This is a genomic window from Pseudomonas sp. Pso3 (assembly GCF_055393275.1).
On record NZ_AP043687.1, the window covers coordinates 3,862,684 to 3,880,496 of the forward strand.

The window sequence follows — 17,813 nt, forward strand, 5'->3', positions numbered from 1 at the left end:
ACTTTGAAGCGTTGAGGTTTTCATGCGTACCCCCCTTTCCATGGCCGCCCGCCTGGGCCTGGGCTTCGGCCTGATCCTGGTGCTGATGCTGCTGATCACCCTCGTCGGCGTCCAGCGCGTCGGCGTCATCGATGACACCCTGACCGCCGTCAGCCAGGGCGCCAGCGTCAAGCAGCGCTACGCCATCAACTTCCGCGGCAGCGTGCACGACCGCGCCATCGCCATTCGCGATACGGTGCTGATCCACGACGCCGCGCCCCTGGCCAGTCGCCTGGCCGACATCGACCGGCTCAAGGCCTTCTATCGCCAGTCCGCCGAGCCCATGGATCAGCTGTTCGCCAGCCAGGGCGCCACGGCCGAGGAACAGCGCCTGCTGGCGGCCATCAAGGACATCGAAGGCACCGCCCTGCCGCTGACCGAGCGCCTGCTGCAGCTGCGCCAGGCCGGCGATCTGGAAGGCGCCCGGGTGTTCCTGCTGGAGCGCGTCTCGCCGGCCTATGTCGAGTGGCTCAAGCGCATCAATGCGCTCATCGATCACGAAGAAGCCATCGCCAGCGGCCACCTGGGCGAGGTCCGCGGCATCGCCGGCGGCTTCCGCTGGCTGATGCTGGTCACCTGCGCCCTCGCCCTGCTGCTGAGCGTCACCGTCTCCATCCTGATCATTCGCCAGATGGGTGCCACCCTGGGCGGCGAACCCCACGCCGTGGCCGCCGCCATCCGCCGCCTGGCCGAGGGCCGCCTGGACGAGCGCCCCGCCACCCGCCATCCGGACAGCGTCATGGGCACCCTGGGCAGCGCCACCGCGCACCTCGGCGAGACCATCGTCCAGGTACGCCATACCGCCAGCTCGGTCGCCGCGGCGGCGGCCCAGCTGCAAGGCACCGCCCAGACCAACCAGCGCCACACCGATGTGCAATCCAACCAGGCCCAGCACATGGCCGCCGCGGTCACCGAGCTGGCCGCCACCATCGGCGAGGTCGCCGGCTACGCGGCCCAGGCCGCCCAGGCCACCGGCAATGCCAGCGCCCAGGTGGACACCGGCAACCGGCTGGTCGCCAGTTCCGGCCAGGCCATCGGCCAGCTGGTGCAGGCCCTGGAACAGGCCAGCGTCACCGTGCAGCAGGTCTCCAGCGACAGCGCCAGCATCGAGAACATCGTCGCCGTCATCAACGGCATCGCCGAGCAGACCAACCTGCTGGCGCTGAACGCCGCCATCGAGGCGGCCCGGGCCGGCGAGCAGGGTCGCGGCTTCGCCGTGGTCGCCGACGAGGTCCGCAACCTGGCCACCCGCACCCAGGAATCGACCCGCGAGATCCGCGCCATGATCGCCACCCTCCAGGAAGGTGCAGGGCGCGCCGCGGCGCAGATGGAGGAGAGTCGCGGCCAGGCCCACGAGACCGCCGAACTGACCCAGCGCGCCGTCGCGGCCCTGGCGGCCATCCAGGCGGACGTCGGCTCGGTGAACGCCATGAATGCCCAGATCGCCACCGCTGCGGCCCAGCAGACCGCCGTGGCCGAAGAGGTCAACGAGAACATCAACCGCATCCACGCGGCCACCCTGGAAACCGCCAGCGGTTCGCAGCAGATCGCCGGCGCCAGTCGCCAGCTGGCCGAATTGGCCGAGGACCTGGAGCGCCGCATGAGCCTGTTCCGCACGGCCTCGGCCTGAATATCCGGCAACGCTCGCGGGCTGAACCTAGACGCGCGCGTGACGGTCAGCAGTCAGACACCTTTTCCCGTGCAGGAGTCTGGACATGCAGCTTTCCCTCAACGGCCAGGTCGCCCTGGTCACCGGCGGCAGCTCCGGGATCGGCGCCGCCGTCGCCGAGGCCCTGGCCAAGGCCGGTGCCGCCGTCGCCATCAACTACCATTCCAGCGCCGAACCGGCCGAGGAACTGGCCAAGCGCATCCAGGACGCCGGCGGTCGCGCCATCGCCGTTGGCGGTGACGTCGGCGACGAGGCCGCGGTCCAGGCGCTGTTCGACCGCACCCTGGAAGCCTTCGGCCGGCTGGACATCCTGGTCGCCAACTCCGGCCTGCAAAAGGATGCGGCCGTGGCCGACATGTCGCTCAAGGACTGGAACACGGTGATCAACACCAACCTCACCGGGCAGTTCCTTTGCGCCCGGGCGGCGATCCGCCAGTTCCGCAAGCAGGGCCGCGACGAAAGCATCTCCCGCGCCCTGGGCAAGATCATCCATATGAGCTCGGTCCACGAGGTCATTCCCTGGGCCGGCCACGTCAACTACGCCGCCTCCAAGGGCGGGGTCAATCTGCTGATGCGCAGCCTGGCCCAGGAAGTCGCCGCCGAGGGCATCCGCGTCAACAGCATCGCCCCGGGCGCCATCGCCACCGCCATCAACGAAGAGGTGACCGGCGACGAGGCCAAGGCCCGCGAACTGCTCAAGCTGATCCCCTACAAGCGCGTCGGCCACGTCGACGACGTGGGCAATGTGGCGGTCTTTCTCGCCAGCGACCTGGCCGACTACATCGTCGGCACCACCCTGTTCGTCGACGGCGGCATGTGCCTCTATCCGGGATTCGAAGACAATGGCTGATTCCACCTCCGTGCACGCCCGCCGCAGTATCGGCGCCCACGGTGTCATCGGCGACCTGCGCACCTGCGCCCTGGTCGCCACCGACGGCACCATCGACCACTTCTGCTGGCCGAATCTGGACAGCCCCTCGGTATTCGCCGCCCTGCTCGACTCGGAAAAGGCCGGCTACTTCAGCCTGGCGCCGGTCTGGGAAGACGCCCGCGAGCAGCAGCTCTATCTGCCGGACACCAATATCCTGCAGACCCGCTGGCTGTCGGCGGAAGGCGTCGCCGAGATCACCGATCTGATGCCGGTGTGCAGCAGCGAGGACACCCAGCCGCGCATCGTCCGCCGCGTGCAGGTGGTGGCCGGACGCTGCCGCTTCCGCCTGGTCTGCGCCCCGGCCCACGACTATGCCCGCGCCGAGACCCGCGCCCGCCTGGTGGACGGCGGCGCCCTGTTCGAGGCCGCGGGCCAGCCGACCCTGCGCCTGGCGTCGAGCGTCACCCTGCAGGTGGACGGCAACGCCGCCCTGGCCGAATTCGAACTGGAACAGGGTGAGCAGCTGGATTTCGTCTTTGGCTGCGAGAAGGACGACAAGGTCGTCGCCGGCCAGAGCGATCTCTGCTTCGAGGACACCCTGACCTACTGGACCTCCTGGGCCGCCAAGAGCCGCTACCAGGGGCGCTGGCGCGAGATGGTCACCCGCTCGGCCCTGGCGCTGAAGCTGCTGACCTCCTGCAAGCACGGCTCCATCGCCGCGGCCGCCACCTTCAGCCTGCCCGAAGCCCTGGGCGGCGAACGCAACTGGGACTATCGCGCCTCCTGGATCCGCGACGCCTCCTTTACCGTCTACGCCTTCATGCGCCTGGGCTACACCCAGGAGGCCAAGGATTTCACCCACTGGGTGGGCCAGTGCGTGGAAAACAGCCACAGCGCCCCGGAAAAGCTGCAGATCATGTATCGCCTGGACGGCGGCCTGGACCTGCCCGAGGAAACCCTCGACCACCTGGCCGGCTATGCCGACTCGAGTCCGGTGCGCATCGGCAATGAGGCCTACAAGCAGATCCAGCTGGACATCTATGGCGAGCTGATGGACGCCATCTACCTGTCCAACAAGTATGGCGAAGCCATCTCCCACCAGGGCTGGAAGGAGGTGGTGCGGATGATCGACCACGTCTGCGAGCACTGGAACCAGCCCGACGCCGGGATCTGGGAGATGCGCGGCGATCCCGAGCACTTCCTGCATTCGCGGCTGATGTGCTGGGTGGCCATCGACCGCGCCATGCGACTGTCGGTCAAGCGCTCGCTGCCGATGCCCTACGAACGCTGGTACGCCGCCCGCGCCGCCATCCAGGAAGATATCTGGGACAACTTCTGGAACGCCGAGCTGGGTCATTTCACCTCGACCCGCCACGGCAAGAGCCTGGACGCCGCCCTGCTGCTGATGCCGCTGGTGCGCTTCGTCAGCGCCACCGATCCCATGTGGCTGTCCACCCTGGACGCCATCAAGACCAACCTGGCCTACGACGGCATGATCCGTCGCTACAACCCGGCGGACACGCCAGCGGACAACCTCAAGGGCGAAGAAGGCGCCTTTGTCGCCTGCTCCTTCTGGTACGTCGAATGCCTGGCCCGCGCCGGTCGCGTCGACGAAGCCCACCTGGAGTTCGAAAAGCTGCTGGGCTACGCCAATCCACTGGGTCTCTATGCCGAGGAACTGGACAAGCGCGGCTACCCCCTCGGCAACCTGCCCCAGGCCCTGTCGCACCTGGCGCTGATCAGCACCGCCTTCTTCCTGGATCGCAAGCTGAGCGGCAAGGATCCGCAGTGGCAGCCGTAGGGCGAGCCGATGCGGCCGCCCCTGCGGGTGCAGCCCGATAGCTGATCACAATCCTGCCGGAGCGGATAAAGCCGGAAACCCGCTCGGATAGCCCCCTCTCCCCTTGGGAGAGGGTTGGGGTGAGGGCACAGCGTGGTACGAAGCTACCTTCCCGATAACAGACGCAATTGTTCCAGAAGTTCGGGCAGGGCGGTAACGACGGTTTCCCAGACCACATCGAGGTTGATGTCGAAATAACCGTGGGCGATACGATTACGCATGCCTCTCATATTGCGCCACGGGATGTTTGGATGCACCTGGGTGAAGGCTTCGTCCACAGCCATGATCTTGGTTGCCGCTTCGCCGATGATGATCAGGCTCATGACCACCGCTTGCTGTGTCCGGCGGTCTTCGAGGAAGTCTTCCCGAGTGAGATCCTCAATAAAGCCCAGTGCCTCGCTGGCCGCCTGTTGCATATGAGCCAGATAGTCCGCCGTGCGATTCATATCGGTCGTGCCCCCAGCAGAACCTGCGCGCGAAAGGATCCGGGTAAATCGGCGGGGGTCACCAGATCTACCGGAACGCCCAGTAATTCCTCAAGCTCGTCCTGCAACCCTCCCAGGTCGAACAGTGTTGCCCCTGGAAGGGCATCCACCAACAGATCCAAATCGCTGCCGTCCTGATCGGTACCTTCGAGAACTGAACCGAACACTCGCGGATTGGCCACTCGAAAACGTGACGCAACATCCCGTATGACAGCTCGTTTCAGGTCCAGGACAAGAGAAGGTCGCATGGCATGACTCCAGCTAGATCAGTCCCGGAATAGTGGGTCATAGGTCGCGGCTTTACAACCGATCGGGCTACCCTCACGCCACCCGACTCTGCCCCAGCACCTCGTTGACGCAATTGGCCATGTCGTCGATATGCCAGGGTTTGGGCATGAAGCGGGTGCGGCCGGCGCCGCGGGGCACGGTGAGGCGATCGCCGGAGGTGAGGATCACCGGGATATGGGGCCAGCGTTGGGAGACCAGCTGGGCGAGGGCCTCGCCGTCGAGGCGCCCCGGCATGCGCACGTCGGTGAAGAGCACGTCGATGCGGGCGCCGTTCTGCTCCAGATAGCTCAGGGCCGCATCGGCGGTCGGCACGGCCACCACCTGCAGGTCCACCAGCGACTCCAGCGCCTCGGTGGCCAGTTCCCGCAGCAACGGCTCGTCCTCTACCAAAAGCAGTAGCGGACGATAGGAGCCGAAGGGAGAAGATGCCTGAGTCATAACCAACAGACTTTGCCAAGGGGTCGCGGTTCTGACCGCTCGGCCTGGTCTCGACCAAAGTCGACCACCGGCATAGGCAAGACCTCTAGACGGCAACTTTCAAGGCTGCGCTGACTCGAAGCGTTCACCTCAGGGGTCGCCTGTGGTATTCTTTTTTAATCGAACGATCAATTAAAAAAGCATTCTTCCCTTTGACAGTGCGCAAGGAGTCCTCATGAGTGCGACGCCCTCATCCGGCACCGTAAAACTGAATCCCCCCGCCTTCTACTGCGCGGCCGCGGTGATTCTACTGTTTTCCCTGGCCGTCATCGGCCGTCCAGAGCAGGCCGGCGCCTGGTTGCTGCAGGCGCAGACCTGGGCCGCCAATACGGTCGGCTGGTACTACCTGCTGGCCATGTCGCTCTATCTGGTGTTCGTGGTGGTCACCGCGCTGTCCGGCTACGGCAAGATCAAGCTCGGTGCCGACCACGACCAACCCGAATTCAGCTACCTGTCCTGGGCCGGCATGCTGTTCGCCGCCGGCATCAGCATCACCCTGTTCTTCTTTTGCGTCTCCGAACCCCTGACCCACTTCGCCCAGCCGCCGGCCGGCGAAGGGGGCAATCCGGCAGCCGCGCGGCAGGCCATGCAGATCCTCTTCCTGCACTGGGGCCTGCACGGCTGGGGGGTGTTCGCCCTGGTGGCCATGGCCCTGGCCTACTTCGCCTACCGCCACAATCTGCCGCTGGCCCTGCGCTCGGCGCTCTATCCGCTGATCGGCAAGCGCATCAACGGGCCCATCGGCCACGCCGTGGACGCCTTCGGCATCATCGCCACCATCTTCGGCCTGGGCGCCGACCTCGGTTTCGGCGTGCTGCACCTCAATGCCGGGCTGGACTACCTGTTCGGCATCAGCCACAGCCACTGGGTGCAACTGATCCTCATCGTGCTGATGATGGGCGCGGCCATCGCCGTCGCCGTGTCCGGCGTCGACAAGGGCGTGCGCATCATGTCCGACATCAACATGGTGCTGGCCGTCGCCCTGCTGCTGTTCGTGCTGTTCGCCGGGCCGACCCAGCACCTGCTCAATACCCTGATCCAGAACATCGGCGACTACCTCTCGGCCTTGCCGGGCAAGAGCTTCGACCTCTATGCCTATGACGAGCCCTCCGACTGGCTGGGCGGCTGGACGGTGTTCTACTGGGCCTGGTGGATCGCCTGGGCGCCCTTCGTCGGGCTGTTCATCGCGCGCATCTCGCGCGGCCGCACCATCCGTGAATTCGTCTTTGGCGTGCTGTTCATCCCGCTGGGCTTCACCCTGGCCTGGCTGTCGATCTTCGGCAACAGCGCCCTGGAACTGGTCCTTGGCCAGGGCATGACCGGCCTGGCGCAGACCGCCCTCACCGATCCGGCCATGGCCTTCTACCAGGTGCTGGAGACCTATCCGGCCAGCCGCGTGGTGATCAGCGTCGCCGTGCTGGTGAGCTTCGTCTTCTTCGTCACCTCGGCCGATTCGGGCACCGTGGTGCTCTCGACCCTGTCGTCCAAGGGCGGCGAGGCCGATGAAGACGGTCCCAAGTGGCTGCGGGTGTTCTGGGGCGCGGCCGTGGCCGTGGTCACCGGCGGCCTGCTGTTCGCCGGCAGCATGGATGCCCTGAAGTCGGCGGTGGTGCTGACCTCGCTGCCCTTCTCGGTGGTGGTGCTGCTGATGATGTGGGGCCTGCACAAGGCGCTGCACCTGGAGTCCCAGCGCCAGCGGGCGCGGCTGCACTCCCTCGCGCCGGTGGCGACCAATGGCAAGGCCCGGCACGGCGGCTGGCGCCAGCGGCTGTCCCAGGCGGTGTACTTCCCCTCGCGGGACGAGGTCTATCGTTTCATGGACAGCACCGTGCGCCCGGCCATGGAGGAGATGGTCGAGGTCTCGCGGGAAAAGGGCCTGGTGGTGGAAACCCAGTTCGATTCCACCAACGCCAATCTGCAGCTGACCATCGGCCACGGCGAAGAGCACCCCTTCATCTACCAGGTGATCATGCAGGGCTATTTCACGCCCTCCTTCGCCCGCGCCGGCATCGGCGGCCTGCACCTGAAGAATCGGCGCTACTACCGCGCCGAGGTGCACCTGACCGAGGGCAGCCAGGACTATGACCTGGTGGGCTACAACCGCGAGCAGATCCTCAACGACATGCTCGACCAGTACGAGCGCCACCTGCAGTTCCTGCATCTGGTGCGCTGACAGGGCGGTTTTTTCAGCGACTGAAAGGCCATTGAAAGCCGCAAAGGTCGTATAATCGCCTCCAGGGCCGGCCCCGAGCCGGCCCCGGGGTCGGTACGCCGCGCCGGCTCCCCGCCGTCCGGAGACCGCTTTGTCCACCCCCTCTGTCCCCTCGCCCTATCCGCCCCTGGTGCAATGGCTGGCCCTGATCCTCTGCTCCGCCCTGGTCGGCGGCGGACTCAGTTGGCTGCAGGTGCCCGCGGCCCTCTTTCTCGGTCCCATGCTGGTGGCCATCGCCTTTGGCGTCGGCGGCGCCACCATCCGCCTGCCGCGCCGGCTGTTCCAGACCGGCCAGGGCGTGGTGGGCTGCCTGATCGCCCATGCCATGACCGCCGCGGTGCTGCTCACCGTCGCCGAGCACTGGCCGGTGATGCTGCTGGCCACCGCCCTGACCGTGTTGCTCAGCCTGCTCACCGGTGCCCTGCTGGTGCGCTTCGGTGGCCTGCCGGGCAGCACCGCCGCCTGGGGCACCACGCCTGGCGCGGCAGCGGCCATGGTGGCCATGGCCGAGGAATACGGCGCCGATCCACGCATCGTCGCCACCATGCAATATGTGCGGGTCGTCTGCGTGGTGCTGATCAGTGCGCTGGTCGGCCGGTTGCTGGGCGCCGAAGGCAGCGGCACCGGCCATCAGGCCACCGTGGTCAGCCTGGACGGCCACTTCGCCGTCAATCTGGCGCTGACCCTGGCAGTGGCCCTGGCCGGCAGTTGGCTGGGCGGTCGGCTGTTTCCCGCCGGCGCCCTGCTGCTGCCCATCGCCCTGGGTACCCTGCTGCAACTCAATGGCTGGCTGGACATCACTCTGCCCCATCTGCTGCTGGCGGCGGCCTATGGCGCCATGGGCTGCTATGTGGGCCTGAGATTCGATCGGGCCACGGTCGCCTATGTCTGGCGCGCCCTGCCCAAGATGATCTTCGCCTCGCTGCTGCTGATCGCGCTCTGCGCCCTGTCGGCGCTGCTGATGGCGCGGCTGATGCACGTGGACTTTCTCACCGCCTACCTGGCGACCAGTCCGGGCGGACTGGATTCCATGGCCATCATCGCGGTGGATGCCCACACCGATGTCGGCCTGGTACTGGCCATGCAGGCCTTGCGGCTGATCGGGGTGGTGCTGACCGGGCCGCTACTGGCCCGGCAGCTGGTCAAGCTGGCCCGCACCTGACCCGGGGTGCGGGCCTGGCACTCAGGCCGAGCGGCGGCGCTCGACCTGGGCGGTGATGTTGTAGCCTTCGGCGGCATGGCCGCGCACCACGACCCGGGCATCCGGGTAGAAACCCTTGAGGCGCTGTTCGAAGAGAAAGTAGATCTCCGCGCCGACCCGGATCTCCGCGGGATCGGTCAGGGTCAGGGAGAAATTGCGCACGGGATCGGCGGCATGCTGCGACTCGTTTTCCTCGATGCGCTGCATGGCGTCTTCGACGATCTGTTCGGCGATCTGCGACATCTGTGACCTCCTGGTCGGGGCAGTAACGGGGCGCCGTCCCGGAGACGGCTGTATCGCTAGTGACCACGGCGATGGCGCAGGGATTCGCGCGCTCTGCAAGATTCCGACGAAACTGTAGACTTGTCTGACTTTTATCCCTGTGCGGTGGCGTGAATCGGTCGACTCGCGGTCTCCTGCACACCGAGGACGAGGAAACAGCCCCGCCATGGTCGACGCCGACGACACCCCCCTTCCACCGCGCAATCCGGCCACCCAGCGCCGGGCGCTGTGGCTGCTGGTCTGCGCCGTTGCGGTGATCCTGGCACTGGAATCCTGGCAGGTGTGGCGCAACTACCAGAATGCCTTCGCCAGTGCCCGCAGTGACGTCGGCAACATCGCTGTGGCCGCCGCCCAGCACGCCGATGACGCCATCAAGGAAGCCGATTCGCTGCTGGTCAGCATTCGCGATCGCCTGGAGGATCAACCCTTCGAGCAACTGGACCGCCTGCGGGTGCATCGCCTGCTGGCGCGCCAGGCCGCCCTCCTGCCGCAACTGCACGGGTTGTTCGTCTACGATCGCGACGGCGAATGGCGGGTGACCGACAAGAGCAGCGAGCCGCCCCGAGCCAACAATGCCGATCGCGAATATTTCCAGTTTCACCGGCAGCATCCGGCCGATGTGCTGCACGTCGGCGCGGTGATCGAGAGCCGCAGCACCCACGAGCTGATCATCCCGGTGTCGCGGCGCCTGGAAGACCGCGACGGGCGCTTTGCCGGCGTCCTGCTCGCCACCATCCGCCTGCAGTATTTCGTCGACTACTACGAGCGCTTCAAGCTGGATGCCCGGGGCGCCATCACCCTGGCGCTGGACGACGGCACCCTGATGGTCCGCCGTCCCTATGTGCCCGAGCACGTCGGCACCCCGCTGGCCACTGGCGACCTGTTTCGCCAGTACGTGAACCAGGCGCCCAACGGTACCGCCCTGGTGCGCGCCATGCTCGATGGCCAGGAGCGCCTCTATGCCTTCCAGCACCTGGAGGGCTATCCGCTGGTGGCCCTGGCCGGTATCTCCCGGCGCGACATCCTCGCCGGCTGGCGCCAGGACATGCTGAGATCGGTGACGGTGGTCGGCCTGATCATCCTCGGCATGCTGGTCTTCGGCTTTCGGCTGCTCCGCGAGATCCGCGCCGGGGAGCGCAGCGCGGCAGCCCTGCGCCAGGCCCACGACGAGCTGCACCTGCTGACCCTCAAGGACAGCCTCACCGGGCTGGGCAATCGCCGCCAGTTCGACAACCTGCTGCCGGTGGAGCTGGCGCGCGCGCAGCGCAATGGCCAGCCGCTCAGCCTTCTGATGATCGACATCGATCACTTCAAGGCCTACAACGACCACTATGGCCATCCGGCGGGGGATCGCTGCCTGCAGGCGGTGGCCGGCGTGGTGGCCTCGGCGGCGAGGCGCCCGGGCGACCTGGCGGCGCGCTATGGCGGCGAGGAGATGGTCCTGCTGCTGCCCAATTGCGACGAGCACGGCGCCCAGCGCGTGGCCGCCACGGTGCAGGAACGCCTGCAGGTGCTGGAAGTGACCCATGCCACCAGTCCCTTCGGCCGCATCACCGTCAGTCTCGGCATCGCCGTGCAGCCGCCCGGGCAGACCCCGCCGCCCCAGCCCGCCGACCTGCTGGCCAGCGCCGATGCCGCGCTCTACCGGGCCAAGCACCTGGGCCGCAATCGCTCCCATCCGCCGCCGGAGGCGGACGTTAGCTAGAGCCCACTGGGCGCCGGCTAGCCCCCTTCAACCGCAGATCATGCCGCCGCGGTGGTGCACCCGGTCCTTGCCGGCGCGCTTGGCCTGATAGAGCTCGCCATCGGCTTGCTTGAGCAGATCCGAGGGCTGATAGCCCGGGGCGAGGCGCGCCACCCCGGCACTGAAGGAAAAACAGCTGCCGGTGCGGGTGTTGCTGCGGATATCGTCCAGCAGCGCCTGCAGCCGCTGCGCCAGCTGGCGCTCGTCCTCGGACTGGAGCAGCACGCCGAACTCCTCGCCGCCCAGGCGCCCGAAGCGGCCATCGGGGAAATGCCGACCGAGGATGGTCGCAGTTTCCTTGAGCACCTGATCGCCCACATCGTGGCCGAATCTGTCGTTGATCCGCTTGAAGTCATCGATGTCGAGCATGACGAAATACCAGGATGGCGAGCCATCCCGGCAGACCTGCTCCATGTCCAGCATCAGCGCCCTGCGGTTGCTGATCCCGGTGAGGGCATCGGTTTCCGCCTGCAGCCGATAGCGTTCCTTGAGTTCCAGGGTGCTGGCGACGATGCGTACGAAGGTGGCATTGAGCAGCAGCCCCAGTGCCAGGCTGGCCCCCAGCATCACCCAGAACAGCGGCAGGGCCGCTGCGGTGATGTTGCCCAGTTCGCCATAGAACAGCAGCAGCCAGACCGCGCCGGCCGCGATGCCGTAGTCGAGCACATGGGAAAACAGAATGGTCGAGCCGAGGATGATGACGATGGCCATGGGGATCAGCCAGGCATGGCCGGCCTCGCCCATGCCCAGGATCTGGAAGCGGAAGGCCAGGGCCTCGAACAGCACGAACACCAGGGCGAACAGGCGCCAGACGGCAAAGCGCCGGGCGGTGGTCATGGCCAGGCAGGAGCCGATCATGCCGGCGAAGGCCAGCCAGCCCCAGGCCGGCACCCCGGCGGTCAGGAAGGGGTTGATCAGCACGCTGATCAACCAGCCCAGGATGCCGGTGCTCTGCGCCAGCACATTGGGTAGTTGCAGCATCTGGCGAATGTGAGTCTGGTAAGTCATTGCACAACTCGAACGCCAAATTTAGTAGCCAACTGATATCACCTGATGCTATCCCATTCGGGGCCCGTCGTCGGCGGAAAGCGGACTCAAGAAAGACAATAGACGTCTGATCATCGCTTCGCCTTGGACAAGACCGCATAGGACCACGGTCGCACGCGAACCAGGCAAACGGACGGCGGCGAAATGACGCCACCGGTCAGCTCGCCCTGCAAACCGCCTCGCCCGGCCCGCTAAGCTCTTCGCTCGTGGATCTTCGACTAGGCTTGGCAGTGCCCAGGCCGTCGTTCATGCTTTCGACGACTCATCAGCTCCCACCATCGGTAAAGAACCAACCAGGCGCCATCATGGAAATCGATGCTCTGTTCGATCACCTGCATACCCTTCCCAGCATTCCCAAGGTGGCTCAGGAGCTGATCCAGCAGTTCGACGATCCCGACAGCAGCATCGAAGACGTCGCCCGCAATCTGGCGCTGGATCCGGTGCTTTCCGCCAAGGTCCTGCGCCTGGCCAACTCGGTGCGCTTTCGCGGCGTGCGCCCCTCGACCAGCATCGAAGGCGCGGCCATCCGCCTGGGCTTCGACGCCCTGCGCACCCTGGTCCTGGCTTCGGCGGTGACCGCCGCCTTCCGCCACAACCCCAGCTTCGATCCGCGGGATTTCTGGCAGCACAGCTTCGACGTGGCCAGCATCTGCCGCGTCCTCGCCCGCCAGGCCGGTGCCGATGCCGAGACCGCCTTCACCTGCGGCATGCTGCACAGCATCGGCGAGTTGCTGATCAGGACGGCGGCGCCCGATATCGCCGTGCGCATCGACGCCGAGCAGCGCGCCCCGGTGCCCGCCGACCAGGCCATCGGCTTCGGCTATCCGGAGGTGGGCGCCGAGCTGGCCCGTCGCTGGCAGCTGCCGGTGGTGATCCAGCATGCCATCGCCTACCAGCTGCACCCCCAGGATGCGCCGGAGGATTCCACCCAGGCGCGCATGGTCGCCCAGGCCCGACTGGTGTCCTTTGTCCTGCGTCGTCATGGCGGCATCAACGACCAGGCCAAGGCGGCCCTGGCCAATCCCCTGCTGGAAGGCGTGGATCTGGAGCTGCTACTGGGCGAGCTGCCCGAGGTCATAGAGGCGGACAAGGCCTTCGGTACCCTGATCAACTGACCGGCCGTCCCTTGCCGGGCCAGCGCCACCGCCTGGATCACAAATCTGCCAGCCGGTCATGGCAAAAGTCGAACGGGTACCGCAAGAATCGGTCGAAGCGTTATAGCTGACAGGAGTGATTGCGATGGCCGAGCCGCTGAAGTTCACGGATGCGAACACCATTATAAAGGGCGCTTTTCAACCGATGCTGTGCGCCATGACCGCCCAGGATCCGGCGACCTTCAACGTCGAGGTCTATGCGCCCAACGGCACGGCGCTCCTGCAACGCCGCATCGCCCGGGTCGATCTGCTGGACAACTCCCTGCTGGAAGCCTTCATCTGCGACAGTCGCGCCCGTATCGAGCGGGCGACCCATGAGCGACTCGACTGGCAGGTACGCTACACCCGCGCCTCCTGAAGCCGCTTCCTGCGGTCAAATGCCAACCAGCTCAAAGGCGCCCCGAGAGGCGCCTTTTGCTTGACCCTCAATCGTTGAGCACGCGCTTCTGCTGACTGCCCTGGGCCTTGGTGGCCGGGGTCTTGTCGACCTTCTTCTGGGTCGAGGGTGTGGCGCTGGAGGTGTCGTCCGCGCTGTCCCTGTTGCTGGTGTTGGAGCTGCCCGGCGCGCCTATGCCGTTGCCAGTCACCCCGGCGTCGTTGTTGTTGCTGGCGGCCAGGCTGGGACCGGCCACCAGGGCCAGGGCAGCGCTCAGGGCAAGGATCAGCGGGGTCTTGCGCATCTTGGTGTCCTCCGGCCGCGAAAGGAAGGGTGTCGCGGGCTGCACCCTGCTGGTTAGGCCAAAGGCCGGGCCAAGCGTTCCCACCTTCCTATAGACTAATGGCCATCCCCGCCGTACCTCGACAGGTGCGGCCGCCGCGTTCAGGAGTTGCCGTGAAGCACCGTTACCTCATCGTCGATCGCACCGCGCTCGATACCCCCGCGCTGTTCGACTATCTGGCCGAGGCGTCGCAGCACCGCGTCATCGTTTCCGGCGGCACGGCCGAGCAACTGTTCGCGGCGGAGCTCTGGCCGCGCCTGCGCGAACGCCTGGCGCCCCACGCCGAGCGCTTCTTCTTCGCCGATTCCAGCGGTCCGCTGCTGCAGGCCGAACTGGAAGGCCGCAAGCCCGGTCTGCTGGATCGCGAACTGACCCTGGCCTTCAAGCAGGCGGTGACCGCCGATGCCGAGGACGACCGCGTGCTGACCCGCATTCGCCGCGAACTGCTCGACACCGATGACGACTACCAGGCCAATCGCCGTATCTTTCTCAACAGCCTGCTCGGCCAGATGCGCCGCGCCCTGCCGGCGGGTGCCGTGACCGCCGGCAATTGGCAGGACGCCGTCCGCCAGGCCATCGCCGCCGCCCAGCAAGGCCTGGCCAAGGGCTTCGCCCCCGGGCTGGCCGATGCCCCCTTCAAGGTCTTTCTCAAGGCCTATCCGCTGGCGGCGCGCTATGTCGCCCAGCTCGCCGTGCTGCTGATCACCGCCGGGCGCCAGGAGAACGACGTTCTCATCGATCGCTTCGTCGCCCAGGATCCGGCGCTGGTCGCCTCCCTGTTCGACGGCCTGCTGACCGAAGACGATGACCAGCGCCAGGCCTACACCGCCCTCAAGCGCACCCTGGATGCCCTGGGGACCGGTGGCCAGGCGCTGCACTGAGGGTCTAGAGGCGCTCCAGCAGCGCCGGCAGGATCACCCCGGCCGCGCCCAGCAGTTGCCAGTCGTCGCTGAATTCCGCCGCCGGCTGCGGATCGATGCGGACCACCGTGGCGCCCTGCTGGCGCGCCACCCCTGGCAGACTGGCCGCCGGCTGCACCAGGCCGGAGGTGCCGACCACCAGGCAGAGGTCGCAGCGCTCGGCCAGGGCCCAGGCGCTGGCCAGGGCCTCTTCCGGTAGCGACTCGCCGAACCAGACCACGCCCGGCCGGGCCAGGCCGCCGCAGGCGGGACAGCGCGGCGGCGCCACGAGTTGCTCCGTCCCTTCCGGCAACGCTGGCGCCGTCAGCGAGCGCGCGCACTCGAAGCAGCGCGGCGCGTGCAGGCTGCCGTGCAGGTGGATCACCGCGCGACTGCCCGCGCGCTCATGCAGGTCGTCGACATTCTGGGTAACCAGGTGCAAGCGGCCGTGCCTGTCGCCCCACTGCGCCAGGGCGCGGTGGGCCGGGTTGGGCTGGGCGGCCAGCACCTGGGCGCGGCGTCCCTCGTACCAGCTCCAGACCCGCACCGGATCCTCGATAAAGGCCTCGGCGGTGGCCAGTTGCGCCGGGTCGAAGCGCGCCCAGAGCCCGGTCAGGGCTTCGCGAAAGGTGGCGATGCCGCTTTCCGCCGACACGCCGGCACCGGTCAGGACCAGCACCTCGTCGGCCTGGCGCAGGCGGTCGAGCAACACCGCCGGCAAGGCGGCGAGACCGCTTCGACAATCGATGGGATCGGGCATGGATGCGTTCACTCCTGACATCTGCGGCAAAACAACAGGGTCTTGCGGACCGCGAAAAAGGCCAGAAGTGTGACGCTACTCGACGGATGGTGAGTCCACTCATCGTTTTCCGGGGAACTGAGGTTCACCCTTTTCGCCACAGGCCGATAATCCGGGAGTCCGCGTCCGATGTCGCTCCGACCCTAACGGTATGTGAATGAAGAAGTCCGTCGTTTCCAAGTATCCGCGCCTGCTCGTCGCCGGCGCGCTGGCCCTCGTCACCGTCCTCGGCCTGGCCAGTTGGCTGTGGCTCAAGCCCGCCACGCCGGCCCCGACCGCCACCGCCATGCTCGCCAGCGTGCAGCAGGCGCCCGAACACTGGACCGGGCAGCCACGTGACCTCTCCGTGCTGCTGGCCGATCTGCGCGCCCAGGCCATCAGCGGCGCCGTGATCGGGGATCAAACCCTCTACATAGACACCGCCCGCGGCGAACACTACGCCGTGGCCGACAACGGCGGCCGCATCGCCGATCGCCTGCTGGCCGACTACGCCACCCAGGCCGAGCCGCTGTTCCCGGTGGCCACCTGGAGCGAATCCGGGCAGCGCCATCCCTGGCTGGACGCCCTGCTGATCAACCTGCCGGGCTATCTGCTCCTGCTGCTGCTCGCCGTGCCCCTGGCGCTGCGTTTCGCCAGCCCCTTCAAGCTGCACCGCAAGGGCACCGGCATCTCCTTCAAGGACGTGGTCGGCGCCGCCGAAGCCAAGCGGGCGCTGGAAGACGTCACCACCTGCCTGCGCAATCCCAAGGCCTTCGCTGCCCTGGGTGCCCGTCCGCCCAAGGGTGTGCTGCTGACCGGCGAACCCGGCACCGGCAAGACCCAGCTGGCCAAGGCTCTGGCCACCGAGTGCAACGCCCACTTCATCCAGGTGACCGGCAGCGACTTTTCCTCGATGTTCTTCGGGGTCGGCATCCAGAAGGTCAAGTCGCTGTTCCGCACCGCGCGCAAGAAGGCGCCCTGCATCATCTTCATCGACGAGATCGACGGCATCGGCCGCCGCGCCGAGCAGTCGCGCTCCAGCGATGCCGAGGCCAACCGCATCATCAACCAGTTCCTCACCGAGCTGGACGGCTTCGACGGCACCAGCGGCGTGCTGGTGCTGGGTGCCACCAACTTCGCCGATTCCCTGGATCCGGCGCTGCGCCGCGAAGGTCGCTTCGACCGCACCATCGCCGTGCCGCTGCCGAGCCTGGAAGACCGCCGCGCGCTGTTCGAACTCTATGCCGGCAAGCTGCCCTGCCAGGGCGAACTGGATCTGGCCGCCCTCTCCCGCGGCACCGTGGGCCTGACCCCGGCGGCCATCGCCTACATCAGCAACCACGCCGCCCTGCTGGCCGCTCGCGAGAACGCCAGCGCCGTGACCATGGCCCACTTCGTCGAGGCCATCGAGACCTGCCGCATCGGCGAGCAACCGGTCGGCGTCACCCCGCTGGGTTCGGCCGAGCGAACCCGCATCGCCGTGCACGAAGCCGGTCATGCCCTGGTCGCCGCGGTGCTCAATGTCGGTCGGGTGGAAAAGGTCACCCTGCTGCCGCGTGGCCAGGCCCTGGGCGTGACCCTGATCACCCCCACCGAAGACAAGCGCCTGCACCTGAAGTCGGAACTCGAAGGCCGCATCCAGATGCTGCTGGCCGGTCGTTGCGCCGAGCAGCTGTATTTCAACGAGGTCTCCTCGGGTGCCGCCCAGGATCTGCAGGAAGCCTCCAAGCTGGCGCTGTCCATGGTCGCCTCGCTGGGCATGGGTCCGAGCGGCTCGCTGCTCAGCCTGCAGGCCCTGCGCGATGCCGGTATCGAATTCGACGCCGCGCCCAGCATCGCCGCCGCCGATCAGCTGCTGCACAGCCTGGATCATCGCTGCCTGGCGCTGATCACCGAGCTCAAGCCGGCGCTGGACGACATCACCGACCAGCTGCTGCGCGACGAGACCATCCCCGGCAGCGCCGTGGCCGAAGCCATCGCCCGCGCCAGCGGCCTGGAAGCCTGCGGCGCCCTCAATCGCGCCCTGGCCTTCGTGCCGGAGCGTTCGACCGACCCGCGCGCGGGTGACGGCGAACGCAGCATCGCGGCCGCCTTCAAGGGCGAGTGAT

17 protein-coding genes are annotated in these 17,813 nt (G+C 67.1%); 10 read left to right on the forward strand and 7 right to left on the reverse strand.

Annotation, left to right across the window (positions count from 1 at the left end; all coding sequences use genetic code 11):
• Positions 1–22: 22 nt before the first annotated feature.
• The 3 genes from ACZ5R1_RS18155 (at position 23) to ACZ5R1_RS18165 (ending at position 4,380) form a co-directional block, all read left to right on the forward strand.
• Positions 23–1,669, forward strand: coding sequence for a methyl-accepting chemotaxis protein (locus ACZ5R1_RS18155; RefSeq protein ID WP_223855408.1), 1,647 nt, complete (start codon positions 23–25; stop codon positions 1,667–1,669).
• Between the two features lie 85 nt (positions 1,670–1,754).
• Positions 1,755–2,558, forward strand: a complete 804-nt coding sequence (locus ACZ5R1_RS18160; RefSeq protein WP_027601332.1) for a glucose 1-dehydrogenase — start codon at positions 1,755–1,757, stop codon at positions 2,556–2,558.
• Positions 2,551–4,380 carry a glycoside hydrolase family 15 protein gene (locus ACZ5R1_RS18165; protein WP_115945819.1) on the forward strand — a complete coding sequence of 610 codons (1,830 nt, stop codon included), beginning with the start codon at positions 2,551–2,553 and terminating at the stop codon, positions 4,378–4,380. The genes ACZ5R1_RS18160 and ACZ5R1_RS18165 overlap by 8 nt, the downstream gene beginning before the upstream one ends.
• Before the next feature lie 143 nt (positions 4,381–4,523).
• Here the strand turns inward: ACZ5R1_RS18165 and ACZ5R1_RS18170 are convergent, their stop codons facing one another.
• The 3 genes from ACZ5R1_RS18170 to ACZ5R1_RS18180 all read right to left on the reverse strand — a co-directional run bounded on the left by ACZ5R1_RS18170 (position 4,524) and on the right by ACZ5R1_RS18180 (position 5,564).
• Positions 4,524–4,865, reverse strand: a complete 342-nt coding sequence (locus tag ACZ5R1_RS18170; protein WP_115945818.1) for a HepT-like ribonuclease domain-containing protein — start codon at positions 4,863–4,865, stop codon at positions 4,524–4,526.
• Positions 4,862–5,152 carry a nucleotidyltransferase family protein gene (locus tag ACZ5R1_RS18175; RefSeq protein WP_074584988.1) on the reverse strand — a complete coding sequence of 97 codons (291 nt, stop codon included), beginning with the start codon at positions 5,150–5,152 and terminating at the stop codon, positions 4,862–4,864. Before ACZ5R1_RS18175 ends, ACZ5R1_RS18170 begins: the two co-directional genes overlap by 4 nt.
• 73 nt (positions 5,153–5,225) lie before the next feature.
• A complete protein-coding gene (locus tag ACZ5R1_RS18180; RefSeq protein WP_027599058.1) occupies positions 5,226–5,564 on the reverse strand; it encodes a response regulator in 339 nt (112 codons plus the stop codon).
• A gap of 313 nt (positions 5,565–5,877) precedes the next feature.
• On the opposite strand from ACZ5R1_RS18180, the gene betT reads away from it, so the two are divergent.
• Both betT and ACZ5R1_RS18190 read left to right on the forward strand, forming a co-directional pair.
• Positions 5,878–7,842: a choline BCCT transporter BetT gene (betT, locus tag ACZ5R1_RS18185; RefSeq protein ID WP_085982657.1), complete on the forward strand. Its 1,965-nt coding sequence runs from the start codon at positions 5,878–5,880 to the stop codon at positions 7,840–7,842.
• Between the two features lie 130 nt (positions 7,843–7,972).
• Positions 7,973–9,043, forward strand: a complete 1,071-nt coding sequence (locus ACZ5R1_RS18190) for an AbrB family transcriptional regulator (RefSeq protein WP_115945817.1) — start codon at positions 7,973–7,975, stop codon at positions 9,041–9,043.
• A 21-nt stretch (positions 9,044–9,064) separates the two neighbouring features.
• On the opposite strand, the gene ACZ5R1_RS18195 is transcribed toward ACZ5R1_RS18190, so the two are convergent.
• Entirely contained in the window at positions 9,065–9,325 is a 261-nt protein-coding gene (locus tag ACZ5R1_RS18195) for a hypothetical protein (protein ID WP_007162574.1), read from the reverse strand.
• Between the two features lie 205 nt (positions 9,326–9,530).
• Here ACZ5R1_RS18195 and ACZ5R1_RS18200 point away from each other — a divergent pair, with 205 nt between their 5' ends.
• Complete coding sequence (locus tag ACZ5R1_RS18200) at positions 9,531–11,069, forward strand: GGDEF domain-containing protein (RefSeq protein WP_115945816.1); 1,539 nt, start codon at positions 9,531–9,533, stop codon at positions 11,067–11,069.
• A 27-nt stretch (positions 11,070–11,096) separates the two neighbouring features.
• On the opposite strand, the gene ACZ5R1_RS18205 is transcribed toward ACZ5R1_RS18200, so the two are convergent.
• Positions 11,097–12,116 carry a GGDEF domain-containing protein gene (locus tag ACZ5R1_RS18205; RefSeq protein WP_115945815.1) on the reverse strand — a complete coding sequence of 340 codons (1,020 nt, stop codon included), beginning with the start codon at positions 12,114–12,116 and terminating at the stop codon, positions 11,097–11,099.
• A 341-nt stretch (positions 12,117–12,457) separates the two neighbouring features.
• Between ACZ5R1_RS18205 and ACZ5R1_RS18210 the strand changes: the two genes are divergently transcribed.
• Both ACZ5R1_RS18210 and ACZ5R1_RS18215 read left to right on the forward strand, forming a co-directional pair.
• On the forward strand, positions 12,458–13,270 hold the full coding sequence (locus ACZ5R1_RS18210) for an HDOD domain-containing protein (RefSeq protein WP_200893337.1): 813 nt from the start codon (positions 12,458–12,460) through the stop codon (positions 13,268–13,270).
• Positions 13,271–13,466: 196 nt separating this feature from the next.
• On the forward strand, positions 13,467–13,667 hold the full coding sequence (locus tag ACZ5R1_RS18215) for a hypothetical protein (protein WP_181902027.1): 201 nt from the start codon (positions 13,467–13,469) through the stop codon (positions 13,665–13,667).
• 67 nt (positions 13,668–13,734) lie between these two features.
• On the opposite strand, the gene ACZ5R1_RS18220 is transcribed toward ACZ5R1_RS18215, so the two are convergent.
• Complete coding sequence (locus ACZ5R1_RS18220) at positions 13,735–13,989, reverse strand: hypothetical protein (protein ID WP_007162579.1); 255 nt, start codon at positions 13,987–13,989, stop codon at positions 13,735–13,737.
• 152 nt (positions 13,990–14,141) lie between these two features.
• Here ACZ5R1_RS18220 and ACZ5R1_RS18225 point away from each other — a divergent pair, with 152 nt between their 5' ends.
• A complete protein-coding gene (locus ACZ5R1_RS18225; protein ID WP_115945814.1) occupies positions 14,142–14,909 on the forward strand; it encodes a hypothetical protein in 768 nt (255 codons plus the stop codon).
• A gap of 4 nt (positions 14,910–14,913) precedes the next feature.
• On the opposite strand, the gene ACZ5R1_RS18230 is transcribed toward ACZ5R1_RS18225, so the two are convergent.
• Positions 14,914–15,687: an SIR2 family NAD-dependent protein deacylase gene (locus ACZ5R1_RS18230; RefSeq protein ID WP_115945813.1), complete on the reverse strand. Its 774-nt coding sequence runs from the start codon at positions 15,685–15,687 to the stop codon at positions 14,914–14,916.
• 196 nt (positions 15,688–15,883) lie between these two features.
• On the opposite strand from ACZ5R1_RS18230, the gene ACZ5R1_RS18235 reads away from it, so the two are divergent.
• The gene (locus ACZ5R1_RS18235; protein ID WP_464712635.1) at positions 15,884–17,812 is read left to right on the forward strand and encodes an AAA family ATPase; all 1,929 of its coding nucleotides are present in this window, start codon (positions 15,884–15,886) and stop codon (positions 17,810–17,812) included.
• Position 17,813 lies beyond the last annotated feature (1 nt).

What these genes read in the sequence shown, in the direction of transcription:
- ACZ5R1_RS18155 (WP_223855408.1), top strand. Translation starts at nt 23, where the DNA reads ATGCGTACCCCCCTTTCCATGGCCGCCCGCCTGGGCCTGGGCTTCGGC.
- ACZ5R1_RS18160 (WP_027601332.1), top strand. Translation starts at nt 1,755, where the DNA reads ATGCAGCTTTCCCTCAACGGCCAGGTCGCCCTGGTCACCGGCGGCAGC.
- ACZ5R1_RS18165 (WP_115945819.1), top strand. Translation starts at nt 2,551, where the DNA reads ATGGCTGATTCCACCTCCGTGCACGCCCGCCGCAGTATCGGCGCCCAC.
- ACZ5R1_RS18170 (WP_115945818.1), bottom strand. Translation starts at nt 4,865, where the DNA reads ATGAATCGCACGGCGGACTATCTGGCTCATATGCAACAGGCGGCCAGC.
- ACZ5R1_RS18175 (WP_074584988.1), bottom strand. Translation starts at nt 5,152, where the DNA reads ATGCGACCTTCTCTTGTCCTGGACCTGAAACGAGCTGTCATACGGGAT.
- ACZ5R1_RS18195 (WP_007162574.1), bottom strand. Translation starts at nt 9,325, where the DNA reads ATGTCGCAGATCGCCGAACAGATCGTCGAAGACGCCATGCAGCGCATC.
- ACZ5R1_RS18200 (WP_115945816.1), top strand. Translation starts at nt 9,531, where the DNA reads ATGGTCGACGCCGACGACACCCCCCTTCCACCGCGCAATCCGGCCACC.
- ACZ5R1_RS18205 (WP_115945815.1), bottom strand. Translation starts at nt 12,116, where the DNA reads ATGACTTACCAGACTCACATTCGCCAGATGCTGCAACTACCCAATGTG.
- ACZ5R1_RS18215 (WP_181902027.1), top strand. Translation starts at nt 13,467, where the DNA reads ATGACCGCCCAGGATCCGGCGACCTTCAACGTCGAGGTCTATGCGCCC.
- ACZ5R1_RS18220 (WP_007162579.1), bottom strand. Translation starts at nt 13,989, where the DNA reads ATGCGCAAGACCCCGCTGATCCTTGCCCTGAGCGCTGCCCTGGCCCTG.
- ACZ5R1_RS18230 (WP_115945813.1), bottom strand. Translation starts at nt 15,687, where the DNA reads ATGCCCGATCCCATCGATTGTCGAAGCGGTCTCGCCGCCTTGCCGGCG.
- ACZ5R1_RS18235 (WP_464712635.1), top strand. Translation starts at nt 15,884, where the DNA reads ATGAAGAAGTCCGTCGTTTCCAAGTATCCGCGCCTGCTCGTCGCCGGC.